The sequence below is a fragment of the Clostridium sp. UBA5988 genome, from assembly GCF_002435615.1.
Lineage (GTDB): Bacteria > Bacillota > Clostridia > Clostridiales > Clostridiaceae > Clostridium_J > Clostridium_J sulfidigenes.
This window is the reverse complement of sequence record NZ_DJBA01000032.1, coordinates 49276-66100: the sequence shown is the minus strand read 5'-3', so window position 1 is coordinate 66100 and position 16825 is coordinate 49276. Positions and strand designations below refer to the sequence as shown.

17 protein-coding genes and 1 other annotated feature are annotated in these 16825 nt (G+C 28.7%); of the genes, 5 read left to right on the top strand and 12 right to left on the bottom strand.

Annotated elements, in window-relative coordinates; translation table 11 throughout:
• Positions 1-120: 120 nt before the first annotated feature.
• Genes B3J31_RS08835 through B3J31_RS08820 form a run of 4 tightly spaced genes read left to right on the top strand, consistent with a single transcriptional unit; the run spans position 121 to position 2925 of the window.
• Positions 121-486: a GntR family transcriptional regulator gene (locus B3J31_RS08835; RefSeq protein WP_346866915.1), complete on the top strand. Its 366-nt coding sequence runs from the start codon at positions 121-123 to the stop codon at positions 484-486.
• A 2-nt stretch (positions 487-488) separates the two neighbouring features.
• Positions 489-1256 carry an ABC transporter ATP-binding protein gene (locus B3J31_RS08830; RefSeq protein ID WP_414632056.1) on the top strand — a complete coding sequence of 256 codons (768 nt, stop codon included), beginning with the start codon at positions 489-491 and terminating at the stop codon, positions 1254-1256.
• 9 nt (positions 1257-1265) lie between these two features.
• The gene (locus B3J31_RS08825) at positions 1266-1982 is read left to right on the top strand and encodes a hypothetical protein (RefSeq protein ID WP_150841795.1); all 717 of its coding nucleotides are present in this window, start codon (positions 1266-1268) and stop codon (positions 1980-1982) included.
• Between the two features lie 28 nt (positions 1983-2010).
• Positions 2011-2925 carry a DUF4097 family beta strand repeat-containing protein gene (locus B3J31_RS08820; protein WP_346866914.1) on the top strand — a complete coding sequence of 305 codons (915 nt, stop codon included), beginning with the start codon at positions 2011-2013 and terminating at the stop codon, positions 2923-2925.
• 192 nt (positions 2926-3117) lie between these two features.
• Here the strand turns inward: B3J31_RS08820 and B3J31_RS08815 are convergent, their stop codons facing one another.
• Positions 3118-4479 carry a TIGR00366 family protein gene (locus B3J31_RS08815; protein WP_150841793.1) on the bottom strand — a complete coding sequence of 454 codons (1362 nt, stop codon included), beginning with the start codon at positions 4477-4479 and terminating at the stop codon, positions 3118-3120.
• Between the two features lie 534 nt (positions 4480-5013).
• Between B3J31_RS08815 and B3J31_RS08810 the strand changes: the two genes are divergently transcribed.
• The gene (locus B3J31_RS08810; RefSeq protein ID WP_150841792.1) at positions 5014-5295 is read left to right on the top strand and encodes a hypothetical protein; all 282 of its coding nucleotides are present in this window, start codon (positions 5014-5016) and stop codon (positions 5293-5295) included.
• A 76-nt stretch (positions 5296-5371) separates the two neighbouring features.
• On the opposite strand, the gene B3J31_RS08805 is transcribed toward B3J31_RS08810, so the two are convergent.
• The 11 genes from B3J31_RS08805 to B3J31_RS08755 form a co-directional block, all read right to left on the bottom strand.
• Positions 5372-5548: a (2Fe-2S)-binding protein gene (locus B3J31_RS08805; protein ID WP_035132038.1), complete on the bottom strand. Its 177-nt coding sequence runs from the start codon at positions 5546-5548 to the stop codon at positions 5372-5374.
• Between the two features lie 159 nt (positions 5549-5707).
• On the bottom strand, positions 5708-6028 hold the full coding sequence (locus B3J31_RS08800) for a (2Fe-2S)-binding protein (protein ID WP_150841791.1): 321 nt from the start codon (positions 6026-6028) through the stop codon (positions 5708-5710).
• A gap of 347 nt (positions 6029-6375) precedes the next feature.
• On the bottom strand, positions 6376-8364 hold the full coding sequence (locus B3J31_RS08795; RefSeq protein ID WP_346866913.1) for a methyl-accepting chemotaxis protein: 1989 nt from the start codon (positions 8362-8364) through the stop codon (positions 6376-6378).
• A 344-nt stretch (positions 8365-8708) separates the two neighbouring features.
• Positions 8709-9359, bottom strand: coding sequence for an FMN-dependent NADH-azoreductase (locus tag B3J31_RS08790; RefSeq protein ID WP_346866912.1), 651 nt, complete (start codon positions 9357-9359; stop codon positions 8709-8711).
• 127 nt (positions 9360-9486) lie between these two features.
• A complete protein-coding gene (locus B3J31_RS08785; protein WP_167402731.1) occupies positions 9487-10347 on the bottom strand; it encodes a rubredoxin-like domain-containing protein in 861 nt (286 codons plus the stop codon).
• Between the two features lie 102 nt (positions 10348-10449).
• A complete protein-coding gene (locus B3J31_RS08780; protein WP_150841787.1) occupies positions 10450-10971 on the bottom strand; it encodes a hypothetical protein in 522 nt (173 codons plus the stop codon).
• Positions 10972-11027: 56 nt separating this feature from the next.
• Positions 11028-11612, bottom strand: a complete 585-nt coding sequence (locus B3J31_RS08775; protein WP_150841786.1) for a hypothetical protein — start codon at positions 11610-11612, stop codon at positions 11028-11030.
• A gap of 154 nt (positions 11613-11766) precedes the next feature.
• Entirely contained in the window at positions 11767-12696 is a 930-nt protein-coding gene (gene cysK, locus B3J31_RS08770; RefSeq protein ID WP_346873891.1) for a cysteine synthase A, read from the bottom strand.
• A gap of 36 nt (positions 12697-12732) precedes the next feature.
• Positions 12733-13254 (bottom strand): serine O-acetyltransferase EpsC, encoded by a 522-nt coding sequence (gene epsC, locus B3J31_RS08765; protein ID WP_346873890.1) that lies wholly within the window; start codon positions 13252-13254, stop codon positions 12733-12735.
• 130 nt (positions 13255-13384) lie between these two features.
• Positions 13385-13616, bottom strand: a binding site (T-box leader).
• Positions 13617-13767: 151 nt separating this feature from the next.
• Entirely contained in the window at positions 13768-16146 is a 2379-nt protein-coding gene (locus tag B3J31_RS08760; RefSeq protein ID WP_346873889.1) for a homocysteine S-methyltransferase family protein, read from the bottom strand.
• A complete protein-coding gene (locus tag B3J31_RS08755) occupies positions 16136-16816 on the bottom strand; it encodes a methionine synthase (protein WP_346873888.1) in 681 nt (226 codons plus the stop codon). Before B3J31_RS08755 ends, B3J31_RS08760 begins: the two co-directional genes overlap by 11 nt.
• Positions 16817-16825 lie beyond the last annotated feature (9 nt).

The following is a 16825-nucleotide window of genomic DNA, read 5'->3' as shown; positions in this document are numbered from 1 at the left end:
AGTTATTCATATCTAATTTAATCTAATCAGGTTACATTGCACTTTTTAGCATTAACCTTTAATTCAGTTATAGTGTATTATGTAATTAATACACTATAACTGATAAGATGAGGTGATGAAATGGAGTTAGAATTAAACTCAAAGGAACCTATATATATTCAGATAAAAAATTACATGAAAATGAAAATTGTTTCTGGAGAACTTAAAAAGGGGGAGAGATTATTGTCTGTTAGGGATTATGCCAGTGAACTCAAAGTTAACCCAAACACTATATTAAGAGTTTATTCTGAGCTTGAAAATGAAGGATTAATAAATACTCAAAGGGGTATCGGAAAATTTTTAACAGAGGATGAAACTATAATAAATAATCTAAGAAAAGAATATTCTAAAGAATTACTAAGGGATTTTATCCACAAAAGTAAAACCTTAGGGTTTTCTAAAGAAGAAATTTTAGAACTAATTATGAATATGTATGAGGAGGAATAATCTTGAAGAATGACGCAACTACCATAGTAACTAAAGATGAACTTTTAAATAATATTGATTTAAACACATTCAGTGATAATGTACTAGAAATAACTACTCTATCCAAAAATTTTGGAGCTAAGCATATTTTAAATGAAATAAGTTTTAACTTAAAAAAAGGAAAAGTTCTTGGAATCCTTGGACCAAACGGTCAAGGAAAAACAACCTTGTTAAATGTTATATCTGGACTCCTTAAACCCACTCTAGGAACTGTAACTATTAACGGAATGTCAGTTGGAAGGGAAACTAAACAGTTTGTTTCATATCTACAGGAAAAAGATTATCTATTTAAGTGGATGAAGGTAAATGATGCTCTTAAGTTTTATAAAGATTTCTTTTATGATTTTAATGAATCTAAAGCTTTAAGCTTGTTAAAATTTATGAATATCCAAACAGATGCAAAACTTAAATCATTATCTAAAGGAATGTTAGAAAAGGTTGCTCTTAGCCTAACCTTAAGTAGAAATTGTAACTTATATATCCTTGATGAACCTATTTCTGGAGTTGATATTATAAGTAGAGATAAGATAATTAATGCAATTATAGATAATTTAGATAGTAATGCTTCAATGATAATTACAACTCATTACGTAGGGGAACTTGAACAGATTTTTGATGAAGTAATATTTTTAGGTGATGGTTCAATAATTGAAAAAGGCGATGCAGAAGAATTACGTATAAAGTACGGTACGTCTATAGACAAAATATATAGAAAGGTATTTGCAGAATAGGTGAATATTATGGGAAATAAAATAATTAAAAGTAAGTCAATTAAAATGAAAAATATTTTTAGTATAGCTAAATATTCTTTTAGAACCTTGAGAATTATGTATTTAATAGAAGCTATTATTCTAGTTTTAGCTCTTGGGTCAAGTTCATTTTTGTCTAAGTTCACTCAAGGATTAGATCTAATACCAGCTGTTTCAATTCTTATCGCTACGAATTTCATAGCTCATATAATAATATTTTCTATGCAATTATCAAAGGAATATGGGCGACTTTTATTTTTAGCTCCTATATCTGGTATAGATTTTATTCTAGGTAATCTTTTAGAATTAATTTTTATAAATCTTTTTATTACTATAATTGTAGCTTTAGGTGCTATGGTTAACTCTGGCAATTTTCCTTCCATAGTTCTTAATATTTCATTATCTATGTCCTTAGGTACTATTATAAGTTATTTAATTATAACTGCATTAATCGCAATACTAGGTTCCTATATTAGAAGTACTGCTTTATGTGTATTAGCTGTAATAGGTGCTAGTATTGTTGGAAATATTATTTACTCCTTTATAGCTAATTTAATATTATACTTTTTACCTTATATGTATATGACCATAGGTAAATATGGAGCTATTGAATTAGATATATTTGCAATAATTATAGATATATTAGCCCTAATTATACTTCAAATAGTTGCTGCCAATAGAATAGACAAAAAACTAGATATAATTTAATTAATTTATTAAAATAGAGGTGTTTTTTATGAAGAAGAAACTTTTTATTATAATTCCTACTCTAATCCTTACGACTACTCTTCTTGTGGGTTGTAATGTAGAGTTTGGTGTGAAATCTCGACCTAATAATAGTAGTTCAGTGAATTTTAATAATGATAAATTATTTGGGAATCTAGGTACAGACTTTCTAGATAATTTAGATGATATTAGTAATAACTTTGATGACTTTGATAATAATGGAAACTTAACCACCTATGATGAAGACATATCCAAAACCATTCCTATGAAAAATATAGAAGATATAGATATTGAAATCCATGCTTCTAATGTAAATATTAACTCTGTTGACAGTTCAGATTTTACTATAACTTGCAGGGGATCTAGTTCCTTTGTAGATAAAACCACAATTGATGTTATAGGAAATACCCTCAATATTAAAGAACATGGTGTAAATTCTTCTATAAACTTAGGCTTTTTTAATAAATCTACATCTAGAGAAATTACTATTAATGTTCCTAAAGATTTTAATAAGGATTTAGAATTACATGGTGGTGCTGGTAACATTTCTATTAATGGAATAAATATTAATAAATTAAAGGTTGAAGGTGGTGCTGGAAATCTTACCTTGAAAGATATAGTTTTTCAAGAGCTAAAGCTTGAACAAGGAGTTGGAAATACAACCATAGATCTTTCTAGCAAATGTGGTGATATAGATATTGATGGTGGTGTAGGTAATCTTTCCATTACCTTTGCTGAAGTTGGAGGAGACTTAACTTATGATGGTGGTGTAGGTAAAACTGTTATATCTATTCCAAATAATTCTCCTGTAAAGCTAGATACTTCTACTGGTATAGGTAGCATAGATATAAATGCCAAAACTTCTGGTGAAGATATATATACCTTTGATCTAAATGTAGGCGTAGGTAATCTGATTGTAAACTAGCTAATTTATCAAAAAATAACTTAGTGTGAAAAAATAATGAGCAAGTACTTATATTATTAAGGCTAAAGTGCCTACTAATATTAAAGTACATGCTCAATATTTTATATATGATTATTTATATATTTTTATAAAATCCTTTATATTATATTGTAGACAGCATTTATAATAAGTATATAGATTTACAAATTAATTCTACATACCTATAACAGTAAGACCTACTACAATTATTACTCCTGAGTACAATAAGTCTATTATACAATATCCCATAATATCCTTTGCTCCTAGACCTGCTATTCCTAGTGCTGGCAAAGCCCAGAATGGTTGAATCATATTTGTCCATGCATCTCCCCAAGCAATTGACATTGCAGTTTTAGCTGTGCTTACTCCAAGTTCTGCTCCAGCTGGCATCATGATAGGCGCTTGTACAGCCCATTGTCCACCACCAGATGGTACAAAGAAATTAACTAATCCTGCACTTAAAAATGAGAACATTGGGAATGTAACTTTATTTGAAATAGCTACAAACACATTTGACATTAACACAGCTAAAGATATCCCCTCTGCATTTGCTCCTGTCATCATTCCCATTATACCTGCATAAAATGGAAACTGAAGTAATATAGGACCAGCTCCTTTAGCACCCTCCATTAAAGCACTTATAAATCGCTTAGGTGTTCCATGTAACAAAATACCTAAAAATAAAAATATAAAGTTTACTATGTTAAGGTTTAAATTAAATCCTGAAGTAATAAAATAATATATTATATAGGTAAATCCCATTATTGAAATTAACCAAGTAACTATCTTACTATTTTCTAACTTATCAGCTGGAGTCATATTTTCCTTTGGCATCTCTACAAATACTTTTTCATCCTCTAATAAACCCTTATCTATAACTACAACACTGCCTTTATCTGGGTGCATAGCTCTATTTATAAGTGGTAGAGTTACTACTAAAACTCCTACTATAACTAAATTACATAGTGAAAATATAGTTTCGGTAGTTGGTACTCCTGCAGCACTTACTGCTCCGGATGTAGCTTTAACTAAAGATTCTCCACCAGTAGCAAGAGTTAATGGAATTGATGCTGATAGCCCAGCATGCCATAATAAGAAACCTGAATAAGCTGAAGCTATTAGAAGTCTATAGTCAACACCATCTACTTCCTTTGCAAGTTCTTTTGCAAATATTGCTCCTATAACTAATCCAAATCCCCAGTTTAATATACATGCTATAGAAGATACAAAAGTAACTAATAATATTGCTTGAGTTGGTGTTTTGGGGATTCTAGCCAGTTTCTTTGTGATTTTTTTAAATGCTGGTGCACTAGCCAATGTATGACCAAAAACAAGAACCAATGCCATTTGCATTGCAAATGCTAATAAACTCCAAAATCCATTTGTCCAATGAATAATCATAGATAATGGAGATTGTCCTGTGAATAAAACACCTGAAATAAAGATTATGAAAGTTAAAATGATACAAAATAAAAATGGATCTGGTAGATAATTTTGCACTAATTTAACGCAACCATTTGTAAATTTTTTAAACATTTTCTTTCCCCCTTAATAAATATATGGATTTCTTTATATCAGCAAATAGTTATATTTTTATGTAGCTATTTGTTGCTATCAATTATATTACTTTCATTTGAATAGTTAAATTTTTAACTATATTGGTTGTACCATATTTTTATACATGAACATTATTCTACTTCAACACATGTATACTCAATCCATGTTTAGTATACCATATTTTCTATGCTTTTAAAATATACATATTACTTTTTTTAATTTTTATTACTTAATAATACATTTATATTGTTTTCTTCATACAGCTTAACCTATAGTTACTTATTTTATTAACACATGGAATAAGTATACTCTATCACTATAATTTTCAATAGAATTACTTAAATTTATAAGTATATTGAAAAATTAAATATCCATTAAATTCATTAAATATTATTTTGTAATTTGAGTAAACTATATAGAAAATAGAATTAATTTTTACTTTTATTTTTTATAATGATTTCTACTATATGATACTAAATTTCATTTAAAATAATTTTATTGGAGGCGATTTTTATGAATAAAATAGGTGATGAAGTTAAAGAAGGTATGAATAAAGTTACTGGTGAAGTTAAAGATATGTATAATGAAGTTAAAATTCAGTATGGTGAAAAAAAGGAAGATATTAAAGAATTTATTTCAAATAAGAAATTTGTTCACGACCTTAAAAATCAAATGAAAGATGAAGTTAGAGAAGAAGGTCAATTAGCTAAAAACCTGTACAATAAAGCTATGGTTGGAGGAAAAACAATAGCTAAAGAATTAAAAAATGATGTAAAAAATCAAATGAAAAACTAATAAATATAAAAACTAATTTAGGTCTATATTGATATAACTACTTTATATATCATATAGACCTAAAAATTTCTATTAATTATTTTTTTACTTCTTGAAGAATTTCTTCTATTTCACTAATACATCCTCCACAAACAGTTCCTGCTCCTGTAGCTTCCATTATATCATCTACAGTCTTAGCACCATCTTCAATGGCTTTCTTTATAGTATTATAGTCTACATCTTGACAAGTACATATAATTCTATTTTCTGACATTTACTCTTCCTCCTTAATATAGACATATATGATTAACATAATTAATCATATATAATGTAATTATTCTATAATAGTATTACTATAAATCACATTTCAATACACTATATTTTTAGATTTTAGATTTACAGCTAATGAAATTGTTTGTAACATTAAAATATATTATTTATTTGATTCAATTAAACTCTCAATAACACATTTACATTTTCCACATGCCGTTCCCGCCCCTGTAGTTACACCTACTTTTTCTACGGTAGTATCTCCATTTTGTATTGCTTTTACCACCTCTTCAGTAGAAACATTTCTACATGTGCATACATCGCCTAATATTTTTTCAATTCTTTCAATACATCCTCCACAAACATCTCCTGCTCCTGTAGCAGCTTGAATATCTTCTACTGTTCTAGCCCCTTGAGCCATAGCCTCTCTTACTTGAGCATAAGTAACCCCATTACATAAACATACGATTTGTTCTAGTGACATTTCATATTCCTCCTTAAATCTCTTATTTATATATTTCCATTATAACCTAATAGTTTTTATTAATCAATATTTATTATTACATATTACTATTCGTCTTCCATGGTTGATATACCCACACTTCTATTCTTTGTAATTATAAATAATATATTCAACATTAATATACATACTTTTATTCTAACGTTTTACCACGATTAAATTATTTTATGATAAATGGTTTTAAAAATCCTACAACTACTTTATTAAATATTTGTTATAACCCTATGTAACAATAAAGGGTATCTTCAAAACTTGAGATACCCTTTATTTTATCCATAATTTAATTCAATAACATAGTATAAGAAATATTTCTACTTACTTACTTTGAAGTGATTAATTAATTGTGATAAATCATGACAAGATTGTGATAATTCTTCAGAGTGTTGTGCTATACTTCCAAATACAACGCTTTGTTCATCTATAGAAGCACTAACTTCTTCAACGGTAGATGCATTCTGTTGTGCATTATTTGAAATGTCTTCTACTCCACCTAAGATATTTCCACTATAGTTATTAATATCTTCTGTTCTATGACTTGTTTCTCTTATTAATTCAACTATTTCTTGTAACTCATCATTAATAGAATTAAAAGATTGTTCTGTACTTAATACAGCATTTGCAGTTTCTTTGTTTATATCATTAGCATAAAGTATTGCACTTTTCACATTATTGGTTTCTTTATTTATATTAATTAAAGATTCCTTAATCTTATTTGTTGCATCACTAGATTGCTCTGCTAATTTTCTAACTTCTTCTGCTACCACAGCAAATCCTTTTCCAGCATCTCCAGCTCTGGCTGCTTCTATACTTGCATTAAGGGCTAGTAGGTTAGTTTGATCAGATATATTAGTTATCATATCAATAACCTTATCTATTTCTTGTAGCTTGTAAACTAATCCCTGGAATATGTCATTTACCTTATTAAGTTCAGTAGTGTTTTCATTAATTTTTATATTTAAATTACTTACATTTTCTAAGCCTAATTCCGATGCTGCTGTAGAAGAATTGGAGAGTTCATTCATTTTATTGATAATATTATTAATATCTTCAATGGATTCATTAAGTTTTTCTACCTTATCTACTATGCCTACAATAGTCTCTGCTTGATTTGAGGTATCTCTAGCTATTTCTGCAACTGCAGCATTTATCTCTTCTGTTGAAGCTGTAGTTTCTTCTGATATAGCACTTAGATTTTCACTAGCACTATTGATTTGATATATAGATTTTTGTACATTAGATACTATATTGTTAATATCCTTAACCATGCTATTGAAGTTATTAGTTACTTGTCCAATTTCATCCTTCAATTTAGATTTTATATCTACTGTTAAATCACCTTCTGCTACTAACTTTGCTTCCTTTGATAACTTAACTAAAGGATTAGATATTCTTTTTATAAGTATAAATAATATTATAGCTAATACTATCATCACTACAAAAGTTATAGCCATAGTAAAATTATTAATTTCAATTATACTAGCTTGCATATCTTTCTCATTATATACAGCTCCTACTTTCCAATTGAAGTTTGGTATAGTATAGTAATATACTTCTAAATCTTCCTTACCCTCATTAAATTTATAAGAACCTGATTCTGATTTGAAGATCTCACCAAACATAGGTTGTTCTTTTAGATTTTCATTAATTAGTGTTGGATGATATAACGCAACTCCTTCATTGCTAACTAAAAACGCATAGCCTTTGTATCCTACATTATGCTCTTTAACATTGTTTAAAGAGTTTTCTAAAGATAAGTCAACAGCTAATACGCCCTTTACTTTTCCATTTTCAACTATAGCTCTGGCTGCCGTAATTACTGGAACATTATTGTCGGCATCAATATATGGTTCTGTCCATATTACATCTTCTGGACTTTCTGATGCCTTTATGTACCATTCTCTTTGGGTTACATCATAGTCTGCTGGCACTTCCCATGTAGGTTCTGCAAGCATACTTTTGTCTTGAAATCCTACATATATGCTTAATATCTGTGAGTTAGATTCAGTATAATTCTTAAATAATGATGCTACCTCTTCTAAAGCTACAGAATCCTTAAGCACATCCTTATTAAAAGCACTTTCTTCTCCAATTAATTTTAAATCTTTTTCATACTGTAATAGCTCCTTTTCAAAGGACTTTCCTAATTCTGCTACTACTGTAGTTCCTCTTTCACTTGTATCTTCTTTAAGATTTTGTTTCATTATTATAGTAGTTGTTAATTGAGTGGTTAACATTCCTATTAACACTATGCCTACTATAAACACTGTCATTTTCGTTCCTAAACGCTTAAACTTAAACATAATTCTCCCCCTATAATTAATTCCAGTCTTACATATAAGTCATTGCTTACTCAACACATACAATTTTACTTTTTATATATTTTTTCCTACAAGCATATATTTCATATCCATCTCCTTTCTTAGTCTAATTTTAAACTTCTTCAATATTCTATAATATATAACTATATTAAAATTAAATGGTAATCTTATTAATAAAAATATATAATTTATTTGTTTATTAAAGGTTACACAATTATAATCGTATCAACGGAATTATAATAAACACTTTAGTAAAAAAAACATCCTATGTATACGCAAAAAAACTATTAATATGTAGAATATTAACAGTTTTTGTAATATATTAATCATTTTTCCCAAATTTCTTCTATAAGTTTATTTACTTCTTTGTTAGCATCTTCTATAGCTTCTCTTCTTTCTTCTTCAGTAAAACCTGTTCCATCCACCAATAGTTCCTCAAACTTCTTAATTCCTATATACTTCATTATATCTCTTACATAATCAAGTCCTTTATTAAAAATAGACCTTAACATCCATGGAATAGGTGCACCTGATGATTGGATATATACCATAGCCCTTGGTTTGTCATTTAATAGTCCTTCCATTTTGTTTTCTGATATTTTTATAGTTTTTCCATCCATAACTATACAATCAATATATTCCTTTAATGGAGCTGGAAAGGAAAGACTCCACATCGGCGCTGCTATTACATATAAGTCAGCTTCTTTGAATTGATCCACAAGTTTTACAATTTTATGAACTTCTTCTTGTTGTTTTTCATTCAATTTACTAAAATCTTCTTCCTTAATCATGCAATTTCTTTTTTCAAAGTATTCATACTCAAGTCTAGGTATGTGACACTGATAAAGGTCTAATTCTTCTAAAGTAAAATCCTTATGATTTTCTAAAAATTTATTTACAAATGTTCTACCTACTGTTTTACTAGCAGATAACTCTTCTGGTTTAGAGTTTACAGTTATATACAATAACTTTTTCATAAATTTCACCTCTATAATTATTAATATTGCTATTCTTTGCTTTAAAACTTAAAATATTCATAACTATTTATGAGAATATAAAAAAATACAGGGATACTTCAAATATACTTTGAAATATCCCTGTAAACTACATTTTTGATAAGTCAGCAGATGGACCAAACATTTCATAATTTATATAATCCTCTGACACTCCCATTGCCTTTAAAGCATCATATATCATTTTCATAAATCCTAAAGGTCCGCAGAAATAAAATTCTTCATCCTTTGATAGATTTTTTTCAATCCATTCCTTAGTTAAATATCCTTCAAATTGATAATCTTCTCCAAGTTTATCATTGTCTAATGGCTTACTATAGAAAAATTCTACGTCTACATTATCATATTTTTTAGCTAAATCCCTTAGCTCATTTTTAAAAGTATGAACATTTGAATTTATAACTGCTTGAATAAATTTTACCTTTCGTCCTTCTTCTATAGCCTTATAAAGCATAGACATCATAGGCGTTATTCCAATTCCACCACTTATAAGCACTAAGGGTTTATTGTTATCCTTTAATATAAATTCACCTAATGGTTCTGTTATTTCTACTTCATCATTTACATTTATATTGTCATGAAGATATCTGGAAATTAATCCTTTATCTTCTCTCTTAACACTTATTCTATAAAAATCTTCTCCTGGCTTCATAGATAAGGAATATTGTCTAACCTCACTAGATTTATCCCCTTCAGTTATTGGTTTTATAGAAATAAATTGTCCAGCTTTATGTGTTTTTAAAACTTTTTTATCTGCAGAAGCTAAATAAAAAGATGTAACTACATCGTTTTCTTTCACCTTATTAAGTACTTTAAATTTACTAAATAAATTACTTTCCTTCAATTCTTCAAACATCTCTGATCCCACGCCACAGACTGGACAAACAAAATCACTTGGTAATTTTTCACCTTCATATATGTATCCACATACTTTGCAAATAAATTTTTTCATGTTGAATTCCTCCATATATACCCTATATTATAACTGTAATTTTCCTTATAGCTATATACTTATAGTATTACTAACTCATAAATTAGTCAATAATAGCTATTATTAAACAATAATTTCAACATCCCATTCCTTCGCGATATTATTATATAAATCCAATACTTTATCTGCCTTATAAAAACATGGGAATTTTTTATTATAGTTACCCCATATAGTAAATGGGTATTTTGTGAAATATATAGTACAGAATAGAACTTCTCTAGTACTTAATCTAGTTATAAATGGTATTATGTCTTTAGTTAACCTAAAATAAATTGTGTCTTCCTGTAAAGTGTCCTTAATACTTTCCATTATTTCTTTATCTTTTTCTTCCAATAACCCTATTAGTCTTTCTTTATCTTCTTTTTCTAAAGTAGAAAAATATAAATCTACAAAGGAGTTATCCTCACCATTTAATATTATAACTTCCTCCATAAATTTAATTATATTTTCTTCAGCTTCCTCTAAAGTTTTGCTTTTTAACATTGCACTCTTATAATTATTAAATCCTTCATTAATGTTGTTAAATCTTATATTAACTATTTCTTTAAACTTATTCTCATTTACTGGATGTAATAAATTATTCATCTTAATCCCCTTCTATAATATGAGTTTCACTAGTCAATTAAAAATCTATTTTTATTTTACAAACTTCCACCTAACTGAGAAAATACGATTTCTTTGGTATTATCATCAAAATCTTTTCTTATAAGTACATCTCTTTCATCACATATGTATCTTGCATTTTCCTTTTCTAAAATATCCTTAAGAATTTTATCATAATCCTTAGGAAAGTAAAATTTCATAAGTGGAGCTATTATATTTTTATTACTTGAGAAATCACAATAATTCACATAGTCTCCTCTTAGGGTTATATTACACCAAGTTGAATTTTCTGTAATTAATACATCATAGTGCTTAAGTCCCCTTAAGTCTGAGCTATATATTAGAGAGCCCTGGTAATATTCTTTAAAAGAAAATTTCTCCTTTAAAAATTTAAAGTCTTCTAAAAAATTATCTGTAGATCCCTCTTTCCTATTATATTTATCTGTAGCAATTTCAAATTTATCTGAGGCACTTTTTATATAAATATGAGGTCCCTTTACATTTATGGAAAACCCAAAGACCTTTCTCAGTACCTCAAAGGGGATCCCCGTTTTCCCCTCATTATCTATTATTAATTGGTTTAAGGATAAAACTACATATTCATCTCCATTTTTATCTGCCACTAGACCTCGCCCCTAACATTTAATTTAACTATTATCATTTATTTCTATATATAATGTTATATTAAATATTATTTCAATACAATATGAATTATTTAAATTTCAATTAACAAAAAGAAGGGTATAACTTTACCCCTTCTCCTTAACTAGTTATACTCTATATAAAATTTGGAATTGATAAATATCTTTCTCCAGTATCCGGTAGTAAAACAACTATAGTTTTCCCTTCATTTTCTGGCTTAAGAGCTAATTCTGTAGCTGCTTTTAATGCAGCTCCTGAAGATATTCCAACTATCAATCCTTCAGTCTTTGTTAGTTCCTTAATTGTATCAAAAGCATCATCATTAGATACTTTTACGATTTCATCATAAACTTCTTTATTTAAAGTCTCTGGAATAAATCCAGCACCTATTCCTTGAATTTTATGAGGTCCTGCTTTACCCTCTGATAACACAGGTGAATCTTCTGGTTCTACTGCTACAACTGACACCTTTGAATTTTTTGACTTTAAGAATTCACCCGTTCCAGTTATAGTTCCTCCTGTTCCAACTCCAGCTACAAAAATATCTACTTCACCATCAGTATCTTCCCAAATTTCTGGTCCTGTAGTTGCTTTATGAATTGCTGGATTAGCTTGATTTACAAATTGTCCGGGAATAAATGAATTTGGAATTTCACCAGCTAACTCTTCAGCCTTAGCTATTGCTCCCTTCATCCCTTTAGCACCTTCTGTTAACACAATCTCAGCTCCATAAGCCTTCATCAAGTTTCTTCTTTCAATACTCATAGTTTCTGGCATCACTAATTTTATTTTATATCCTCTTGCTGATGCCACTGAAGCAAGCCCTATACCAGTATTTCCACTAGTTGGTTCAATAATAACGGAATCTTCATTTAAAATTCCTCTAGCCTCTGCATCATCAATCATTGCCTTTGCAATTCTATCCTTTACACTTCCTGCTGGGTTAAAATATTCTAATTTTGCAACTATAGTTGCTTTTAAATTGTGCTTTTTATTATAATTTGAAAGCTCTAATAGTGGTGTATTTCCTATTAATTCTGTTAAACTCCTATAAATCTTTTTCATGAATAATTCCTCCCTATATTTTATTAAAATTTAATATTATTTTTTATTTAAAGGTTTTGCAGCTATTCCTACTACAGTTGAATTTTCTTCTGTAGATTGTAGTACTACTGAGTTAGCTCCTATTTTGGTTCCTCTACCAATATATATATTTCCTAGAACCTTAGCACCAGCTCCAATAATTACATCCTCTCCTATAGTTGGATGCCGTTTTCCCTTTTCATTACCCGTTACACCAAGTGTAACTCCATGATACATAGTTACATTATCTTTAATTTCTGCTGTTTCACCAATTACCACCCCCATTCCATGATCAATAAATAAACCTCTTCCTATTTTAGCTCCTGGATGTATTTCTATACCTGTAATAAATCTACTGATATTTGAAATAAATCTTGCTAAAAAGAATAATTTTTTTCTATATAAAAAATTAGATATTCTATAAAATATAAGAGACTTTATGTGAGGATATAATAAAAATATCTCAATCCTACTTCTAGCTGCAGGATCTCTTGGAAAAACTGAGTCTATATCATATTTAAGCGATTTTAAAAAGTTCATAATAAATTTCCTCCATAAAATTTTCAATTGTAAAAGTATAAATCAACAATATACTTATTTTAATCTAAATAATTAACTTCATACTATATTTAAGCTATTTTAGAGATAAAAAAAACGCCTCTAAGATAAACTTAGAGACGGATAATATCCGCGGTTCCACTCTATTTGGTAAAAAAATAACCCCACTCTTCAAGTACTATCATACTCTATTAATATAACGGTTAAAACCGCGATAGCCTACTTAATTCGGTATCGTACTCCAAAGGGCACTTCATATATAATTCCAATAAATATCCTTTCAGCTAATGGATATTCTCTCTGAATCTTCATTAAATATTACTTTCCTTCTTCAATGTATTTGTATATTTAAATTATTATATTTTATTATATGCACTTAAATAAAAAAAGTCAAATAATTTTTTAAAAGTTTTATGTTTTTTGTTAATTTCTCATAATGTCTTGGTATATCACATTACACTACATCTTAAATTTAAAGATAGGATTTAACTTATACTAACCCAATACTTTTCTAGCTATAGTCACAGATTCCTTTGCATCTTTAGCATAAAAATCTGCTTTAATCATATTTGCATATTCCTCATTAAGTACCGCTCCACCCACCATAACTACACAATCTGGCTTAGTCCTTTTTAGTTCAAATATGGTTTCTTCCATATTTTTAACTGTAGTAGTCATTAGGGCGCTAAGTCCTATTAGCTTAATATTATTTTTAATAACAGCTTCTACTATTTTCTCCTTAGAAACATCTTTTCCTAAATCGATAATCTCATAATTATAATTTTCCAGAAGTACCTTTACTATATTTTTTCCTATATCATGTATATCACCTTTTACAGTGGCTAATACTATCTTTCCTTTTGAAATCTCAGTATCAGTTCCCTTGCTTAACTTATCTTTTATAACCTTGAAGGATTCTTTTACTGTTTCTGCAGATTGAATTAGTTGTGGAAGAAATATATTTCCATCTTCATATTTTTCCCCTACAATATCTAAGGCAGGAATTATATATTCATTTACAATTTCTAATGGTTGTTTATTTTCTAATAACTTCACTGTAGCTATTTTAGCTTCTTCTTTAATACCTTTTAATATTATTTTAAATAAATCATCTTGAATATTGTTCACATCTTTTTTTATAGATATTTGTTCTTTAGATATATTTTCATTATATTTTAAATATTCCTTTGCTCCCTTATCTTCATCCCATAAAACTTTAGAGGCTACTATTGTGTCCATGATTTCTTTATTTAAGGGATTTATTATAGGTAAATCCAAACCCGCAAATAAACTTGCTGCTAAAAATGTTTTATTTAGAATTTCCCTATTAGGTAATCCAAAAGATACATTGGATACTCCAAGTACAGTCTTTACATTTAACTTCTCTTTTACTAAGGAAAGTGCTTTTAAAGTTTCCTTAACATCTTTCTGTTGGGCAGCAGCTGTTAATGTTAAGCAATCTATATATATGTCTTTTTTATCTATACCATAACTTTCTGCTGTTTTTACTATTTTTTCAGCTATTCTAAATCTTTCTTCCCCACTTGAAGGTATTCCTCTTTCATCTAAAGTAAGTCCCACTACAGCAGCTCCATATTTTTTTACTATAGGTAAGATATTTTCTAAAACTTTATTTTCTCCATTTACTGAATTAACTATAGCCTTACCATTATAATATCTTAATCCCATTTCTATAGCTTTAGCATTTGTAGAATCTATCTGAAGAGGTACGTCCAATATGGATTGTATTTCTTTAATAACCTTAACCATTATTTCTTCTTCATTTATTTCTGGAAGACCAACATTAACATCTAGAATATGGGCTCCTGCATCAACTTGAGCTATAGCCTCCCTTAGAATATAATCTATATCTCCATTTCTTAATGCTTCCTTAAATAATTTTTTACCTGTAGGATTTATCCTTTCTCCTATTACTTTGACCTGATCAATAATTACTGCTTTAGTAGGAGTGCATATACCACTTAAAGGACTATATTTCTTTTCTTTTATTTCTACTTTCTTTAAAGCTTTTACTAGACTTTCTATATGTCTATCTGTTGTACCACAGCATCCTCCTATTACTTTTACACCTTTTTCTTTAAACTTTGCTCCGTAAACTGCAAATTCTTCTGGCAAAATATTAAATATCGTATCACCCTTTATAATATTAGGTAATCCTGCATTAGGTTGGACCATTACAGGCACTTTAGATATGTTTAATATTTCGTCTATTATAGGTTCTATTTCTTTAGGTCCTAAAGAACAGTTAACTCCAAGAGCGTCTACGCCTAACCCTTCTAGTACCATTACCATAGATGTGGCATTGCACCCTGTGAAAGTCCTCTTGTCTGACTCAAAGCTCATTGTACAAAATACTGGCAAATCTGAATTTTCCTTAGCTGCTAATACTGCGGCCTTTGCTTCGTATAAGTCTGTCATGGTTTCTATTAATATTAAATCAACACCACTTTTTACCCCTTGAATAATCTGCCTTTTAAAAATACTATAAGCTTCATCAAAGGTTAAAGTCCCTATGGGCTCTAATAGTTCACCAATGGGACCTATATCTAAAGCTATATATGCTTGTTTATTCTTAGTAGCTATTTTTGCATTTTCTACTGCTGAATGAATTATTTTCTCTACACTAAAGTTACTATTTTCAAACTTAATTTCGTTGGCTCCAAAGGTGTTGGTAGTAATAACATTTGCACCAGCTTCAATATAAGCTTTGTGTATTTCAATTATTATTTTTGAATCAGTAATATTTAATACTTCTGGTAATTCACCTAACTTTAATCCACTACTTTGCAACATAGTACCCATAGCACCATCAAAAATTAAAATTCCTTCTTTCAATTTTTCTTTAATTCCCACATCTATCATCCCCTTTTCTAAACATACAATTAGAATATTTATTACACTGTAAACAGCTTATCTTTTTTATGCTATTATTCTCTCTTTTAACAACCCCTACTATGGCTGTAACAGATTTTCTTGGTATTAAAATACTATTAGAGGATGCAGTAAGCCCTATAGATTTTTCTGCACTGAGCATAGTGAGAAATTTTTTTTGTATATCTATGGGTAAGTCTCCATATCCAGGACTATACCTAGATGTTAGTGTATTGTTTTCATTTTGTACAACTTCCTCCACCTCTTCACATATTCTATCACATAGTTCTTCTATAGCTGTTGTAGCACAAGCATCTAGTATTAATGCCTTAGTCATGCTTATCTTTTCATAATATCTTATTTTTTCATCTACACTATTTCCTAGAGTTGCAGCCATTAAGATACAGACTTCTGATTTATCTAAGTGCTTTCTAATATCGTCTCCTGCTATACTAAAATTGCTATTTAAAATACATATTCTATCCTTCTCTTTCCTAATGTTAAAGAATTTATATACATATCTAGCTTTAATTAAACTTCTCATTTCATCCATTGATTCATCAATTAAATCATTAGTAACTTTATCTAAAACTTGATTTTTATATCCTAAATATCTTAAAACCTCATGTTTATTTTGTAGAAATTTATTCATGGGCAAACT

What these genes read in the sequence shown, in the direction of transcription:
- cysK (WP_346873891.1), bottom strand. Translation starts at nt 12,696, where the DNA reads ATGAAAAAGATTTATAGGAGTTTAACAGAATTAATAGGAAATACACCA.
- epsC (WP_346873890.1), bottom strand. Translation starts at nt 13,254, where the DNA reads ATGAACTTTTTAAAATCGCTTAAATATGATATAGACTCAGTTTTTCCA.
- B3J31_RS08815 (WP_150841793.1), bottom strand. Translation starts at nt 4,479, where the DNA reads ATGTTTAAAAAATTTACAAATGGTTGCGTTAAATTAGTGCAAAATTAT.
- B3J31_RS08795 (WP_346866913.1), bottom strand. Translation starts at nt 8,364, where the DNA reads ATGTTTAAGTTTAAGCGTTTAGGAACGAAAATGACAGTGTTTATAGTA.
- B3J31_RS08820 (WP_346866914.1), top strand. Translation starts at nt 2,011, where the DNA reads ATGAAGAAGAAACTTTTTATTATAATTCCTACTCTAATCCTTACGACT.
- B3J31_RS08785 (WP_167402731.1), bottom strand. Translation starts at nt 10,347, where the DNA reads ATGAAAAAATTTATTTGCAAAGTATGTGGATACATATATGAAGGTGAA.
- B3J31_RS08755 (WP_346873888.1), bottom strand. Translation starts at nt 16,816, where the DNA reads ATGAATAAATTTCTACAAAATAAACATGAGGTTTTAAGATATTTAGGA.
- B3J31_RS08800 (WP_150841791.1), bottom strand. Translation starts at nt 6,028, where the DNA reads ATGTCACTAGAACAAATCGTATGTTTATGTAATGGGGTTACTTATGCT.
- B3J31_RS08805 (WP_035132038.1), bottom strand. Translation starts at nt 5,548, where the DNA reads ATGTCAGAAAATAGAATTATATGTACTTGTCAAGATGTAGACTATAAT.
- B3J31_RS08835 (WP_346866915.1), top strand. Translation starts at nt 121, where the DNA reads ATGGAGTTAGAATTAAACTCAAAGGAACCTATATATATTCAGATAAAA.
- B3J31_RS08825 (WP_150841795.1), top strand. Translation starts at nt 1,266, where the DNA reads ATGGGAAATAAAATAATTAAAAGTAAGTCAATTAAAATGAAAAATATT.
- B3J31_RS08780 (WP_150841787.1), bottom strand. Translation starts at nt 10,971, where the DNA reads ATGAATAATTTATTACATCCAGTAAATGAGAATAAGTTTAAAGAAATA.
- B3J31_RS08810 (WP_150841792.1), top strand. Translation starts at nt 5,014, where the DNA reads ATGAATAAAATAGGTGATGAAGTTAAAGAAGGTATGAATAAAGTTACT.
- B3J31_RS08790 (WP_346866912.1), bottom strand. Translation starts at nt 9,359, where the DNA reads ATGAAAAAGTTATTGTATATAACTGTAAACTCTAAACCAGAAGAGTTA.